6 protein-coding genes and 1 pseudogene are annotated in these 4,417 nt (G+C 37.9%); 2 read left to right on the top strand and 5 right to left on the bottom strand.

From position 1 onward, the window contains the following. The 5 genes and pseudogenes from ACFIKR_RS08770 to ACFIKR_RS08750 all read right to left on the bottom strand — a co-directional run. Nucleotides 1-264, bottom strand: a pseudogene (locus ACFIKR_RS08770) (hypothetical protein); the annotation flags it as partial. Nucleotides 265-475: 211 nt separating this feature from the next. Next, nucleotides 476-832 carry a DUF1376 domain-containing protein gene (locus tag ACFIKR_RS08765; protein WP_375659580.1) on the bottom strand — a complete coding sequence of 119 codons (357 nt, stop codon included), beginning with the start codon at nucleotides 830-832 and terminating at the stop codon, nucleotides 476-478. Then, complete coding sequence (locus ACFIKR_RS08760; RefSeq protein WP_375659579.1) at nucleotides 822-1,301, bottom strand: crossover junction endodeoxyribonuclease RuvC; 480 nt, start codon at nucleotides 1,299-1,301, stop codon at nucleotides 822-824. Before ACFIKR_RS08760 ends, ACFIKR_RS08765 begins: the two co-directional genes overlap by 11 nt. Nucleotides 1,302-1,377: 76 nt before the next feature. Beyond that, nucleotides 1,378-1,821, bottom strand: a complete 444-nt coding sequence (locus ACFIKR_RS08755; RefSeq protein ID WP_375659578.1) for a hypothetical protein — start codon at nucleotides 1,819-1,821, stop codon at nucleotides 1,378-1,380. Between the two features lie 15 nt (nucleotides 1,822-1,836). Then, nucleotides 1,837-2,112 (bottom strand): helix-turn-helix transcriptional regulator, encoded by a 276-nt coding sequence (locus ACFIKR_RS08750; protein ID WP_345117428.1) that lies wholly within the window; start codon nucleotides 2,110-2,112, stop codon nucleotides 1,837-1,839. Nucleotides 2,113-2,206: 94 nt separating this feature from the next. On the opposite strand from ACFIKR_RS08750, the gene ACFIKR_RS08745 reads away from it, so the two are divergent. Further along, nucleotides 2,207-2,860, top strand: a complete 654-nt coding sequence (locus ACFIKR_RS08745; RefSeq protein WP_004856665.1) for a LexA family transcriptional regulator — start codon at nucleotides 2,207-2,209, stop codon at nucleotides 2,858-2,860. A 19-nt stretch (nucleotides 2,861-2,879) separates the two neighbouring features. Next, nucleotides 2,880-3,935, top strand: a complete 1,056-nt coding sequence (locus ACFIKR_RS08740; protein ID WP_126603683.1) for a type I restriction endonuclease — start codon at nucleotides 2,880-2,882, stop codon at nucleotides 3,933-3,935. Nucleotides 3,936-4,417 lie beyond the last annotated feature (482 nt).

The raw sequence follows: 4,417 nt of genomic DNA, 5'->3' as shown, positions 1-4,417 counted from the left end.
TTCTGCAAGCTGTTCTGTGAAAGTTTTCTGAGTGAATTTTCCATGATAACCTCTAAGTGTTTGTGTTTGTTTCTTGGATAGCGCTCCATACTCTGGATGTATAATCCAGTTTCGCCATGTCGCCGGCCAATCTGTTTTGTTTGCACTTGCTCCGGATTTTGCCAGCCAAAAATTTCTGAACCGTTCGACTTCTAACAGCGCCTCATCATGGGTTAAGCCTTTATCGATTGCGTATTGCAAATTAGGTTTGAAATCATCTGGCAATCGACAACCGCGATTAGCTTGCGCTCGTTTTGCTTTTTTGGGAACGTTCTCTTGCTCGTGAATGGGAGGTTGGTTGTCTACACCCGTTGTGATTTGCTCTGATGTGGTCTCAACAGCAGCAACCTCTGTTGGCTCATGAACCTGTTCGTTTGTTTCTAAATTTTCAGAACCAATTTCTTTTTTTGCTAATACGATAGTATTAGTTTTTTTATTATATATGTTTTTTTCTCTTAGTATTCGCAGCTTTTATAGCTTTTTCTGAAAGTTTATTTAAATTCTCATTGCAATTTTTTAATTCTTCTTCAACATCGAGATTCCATAAACGACCATCTGCTAAACGAATAATATATCCTTCTTCTAGCAAAACATTCAAAGCTGTCTCAAATTTCTTTACTGAATAACCAGTGTAATGAGACAAAACTTTAATGTTACAAAAAAGAGGTTCACCAGTACGAAGCATGCGAAATCGCAATCTCATATAGATATTACCTTCTACAGGAGGTAAATAATCGACGACCACCGCCCATTTATCGGCAAACAGTCTCGTCCATGGTATTTTACTGGACATGTATATCCCCTTCTTTCATCAAATATAAAATTGCTAAAGCATCTGCTTCGTTGTCGTCTTTAGGTACATGTCCTTTTGCACATACCGCCTTAATCATTTCTTCTTTTGAGGCGTTGCCTTTTCCTGTTGTTGCCTTCTTAATTGTGCCAACAGGAATGCCTTCATATGGTATCTGATGATGTTCACACCACGCTGTTAAGGTTGCTAGAAAGCCCCCATAAATATGAGAAGCGTCTGTACCCACATGCCGGCGCACCTCTTCAAAATACACCGCGTCAATTTCATCAACAGATCTCTTTAGTTCAGTAAGCCACCGTTTAAAGCGTAAATAACGCATACCACCGCCTTCAAAACGGCGTGATTGAAAATCTTCTGTATCGCTTGTTATGTGACCATCAGCACCGCATATCGCCCAGCCTGTCTTGGTCCCTAGATCAAGACATAAAATGGTTTGTGCGTTAGTGATCATAATCCCCCCTTAAGGCTCTACGTATTTTTATGTGTGCTATGACAGAGCGCGTAGTTATAAGTTTTAAAAAATTGGATTAACTCAGATTCAGACACACACTGCATGCATCATTTATTAATTTGATTTCTTCTTTTCTTTTTTCGATGAGGTCATTCCTTAAGATATCAAGCTTATTTTTGACTAAGGCTGTAAACAAGATCAGCTCATTTAAGCGATAAAAAGATGAAAACTCTTGAGAAAAATAATTATCAAACCAAGTTGTGAAAGCTTGCGTAAACACAGATAAAAACCATTGATTAAAATCATCGTACGGAAATAACGGAAAATATTTTCTATTATCACGCGCAAAGATACTATGCAGCATATAGACAAGAAAACCTGTTGATGAGGGATCTATCCTTATTTCAAAACATGCATCTTGAGGCGAACGGAGACCATAATATATGGTTTCCTGTCCAATCTTATTAACAAGATCAATCAACTGAACTTTGCTTATGGAGATTTGTGGGACATCTATCATCTCTGATCTTTCTTTTTAAGAGTGTGAATTATGCTGTGGGTGTTTGTTATCAGCTGTAGTCAGTGGCACGCCTACCTCTTCAAGAGAGGGGCGTGGGTATAAATCGACATACCAGTCAACGGGACGAACAATACCATTGGTTGTCTTTTCAATCTTTAAGACAATTTCAGGCTCAGGAAACCGCAAGCCGCGTAAATACCTGTTAATCGTACTCTGTGCTACGCCAACTTGCTTCCCAAATTCGGCTTGAGATAGTTTATTTCGTGTGAGATATGATTTCAATTTTTCCATAATTCAAATAAATACCATAAAGGACTTCTTTAGTCAATAAAAAATACCTTTATGGACTTTGTTAAATAAGCAGTCTTGGTGTAAGGTTTAGAGCATGCATATAATTAAAAAATTGAGGAAAGATTTGGGACTCACACAGGTGAAATTGGCTGAAAAAGCTGGTACCACGCAACCTCAAATAAAACGGCTTGAAAAAGGTGAGCGAAAATTAACCAAAGAGTGGGCGGAAAAGTTAGCACCACATCTTGGTGTAAAGCCATTTAATCTTCTTTTCCCAGAAAACGAGGAAATACATCCCATATCTAATGCTATTGGAATGATACCGGTGATAGGAAAAGTTGCTGCTAGCTCGTGGATGTCGGTCGAAGATATGGATTTTGGATTTGATGACATAGAATATGTACCCAGCACCTCGAAATACCCAGCTCACTTTCAATTTGCTTTAAAAATCGAGGGCAACTGCCTTAACAAAATTGCTCGTGATGGTGATCAACTTATTTGCGTAGACATAATAAAAGCCGGCATTAATGTGGAACCTAACGATCTCGTGATAGTTGAACGCAGCCGATTCAATGGTCAAATGATTGAGCGTACAGCTAAACGTATACGTCAAACTATTAGTGGATTTGAACTATGGCCTGAAAGTACTGAACCCAATCATCAAGAACCTATCAAAATAAATGGGGCAACTGATGGAGAGGAGATTCGTGTAGTTGGGAAAGTTCTTTGGATTTTAAGAAAACCCTGAAAACAAAGGAGAAGCGGGAATGGGGACAGTAGACGAGAGCTTAAAAATAATAGCTGATAAAGTCAAAAATCATTCAGATACTATGTTAACTGAAGAAGCGGTCAAAACAGCGGTTGTTTTACCCTTTCTGCGCGCACTTGGGTATGATATTTTCGATCCACTTGAAGTCATTCCCGAGTTTACTGCTGATGCCGTTGGTAAAAAAGGTGAAAAAGTTGACTATGCTATCCGTATAGACGGTGAGATACGTATTCTTTTTGAGTGCAAACCGATATCTTGCGAATTGAGTTCAAAGCATTTAAGTCAATTATATCGATACTTTAGTGTAACGAATGCTAAATTCGCGATTTTGACAAATGGTCGATTTTTTCATTTTTACACAGATCTTGATGCTGCAAACAAGCTCGATAATAGGCCATTCCTTACTTTTGATGTAATAGAATACAATACTGTGGTACTTACAGAGCTTAAAAAGTTTGAACGCTCAGCATTTAATATTGAAAATATATTGGTGACAGCCGAGCAGCTCAAATATGTATCTGGAATAAAACAAAACATCCAAAAAGAAATAGAAAATCCGTCCGAAGGTTTTGTTCGTGTTGCTTGTGCGGATGTTTATGAAGGGCGCCTGACTGCTAATGTCTTAGAAATGCTCACAGGTGTTACTAAAAATGCGTTTCGCGAAGTAATATCTGATGCGGTAAAAAGTCGGCTTTCTAGCGCTTTACAAACAACAACTGAAACCGACAAGCAAGATAATATTGCTACATCTATTGGTAATGAACATGCCATAATAACGACCGAAGAGGAAGTTGAAGGCTTCATGATTGTCAAGGCAATTGCGCGTGAAGTTATTTCTGCCGACCGTATTGTTATCAGAGATGCAAAGTCGTACTGCGCCATTTTAATTGACAATAATAACAGAAAGCCCTTGGTTCGACTGCACTTTAACAGAAAACGTAAGCAACTAGCCCTTTTCGACACTGATATTGATGAAAAAGTCGGTATTGAAACGCTAGATAATATTTATGATTTTGCAGACAGAATAAGAGAAACAGCAAAAAAATATTTATAAGATATTCTAACAACCTATGTATGCCCCGCTGAAGCGGGGTTTTTTTGTTCGTCCGCAGTTTTTATAAAAAAACTACGGCGTTATCTACCCATCGATTGGCTCTATCTGCACACTGCCCCAATTTTTCCTGCATATAAATTTCAAATACAGCTAACTGATTTATTTTTTTACGGGATACTAGGAAGTATCATGCCTCTACACTGAACGCTATAATACCCAAACCGATTCGTAATAAATATTAAAGTTCATTTATAAAAAAAACCATTTTAGCATAAAATGACTTGACTATAATAATCCTTTACGGTATACTCCTCTATAACAACATATCACGAAGAAGCAAAAGCCGATCTGGTGTAGATTAAATTACATTGACACAAACAATCGCTATTAGGCGTTAGGGAGGGGAAATTATGGATAAGCCAATTCTTATAAATTCCAATGAAATTTTATTAGTTGCCTACGATAAAGATCAACACATTGCA

Source organism: Bartonella sp. MR30HLJHH, assembly GCF_042194195.1.
GTDB lineage: Bacteria > Pseudomonadota > Alphaproteobacteria > Rhizobiales > Rhizobiaceae > Bartonella > Bartonella grahamii.
This window is presented reverse-complemented; position numbering and strand designations above follow the sequence as displayed.

Coding starts and splice junctions, on each gene's coding strand:
- ACFIKR_RS08755 (WP_375659578.1), bottom strand. CDS start 1,821: ATGATAGATGTCCCACAAATCTCCATAAGCAAAGTTCAGTTGATTGAT.
- ACFIKR_RS08745 (WP_004856665.1), top strand. CDS start 2,207: ATGCATATAATTAAAAAATTGAGGAAAGATTTGGGACTCACACAGGTG.
- ACFIKR_RS08760 (WP_375659579.1), bottom strand. CDS start 1,301: ATGATCACTAACGCACAAACCATTTTATGTCTTGATCTAGGGACCAAG.
- ACFIKR_RS08765 (WP_375659580.1), bottom strand. CDS start 832: ATGTCCAGTAAAATACCATGGACGAGACTGTTTGCCGATAAATGGGCG.
- ACFIKR_RS08740 (WP_126603683.1), top strand. CDS start 2,880: ATGGGGACAGTAGACGAGAGCTTAAAAATAATAGCTGATAAAGTCAAA.
- ACFIKR_RS08750 (WP_345117428.1), bottom strand. CDS start 2,112: ATGGAAAAATTGAAATCATATCTCACACGAAATAAACTATCTCAAGCC.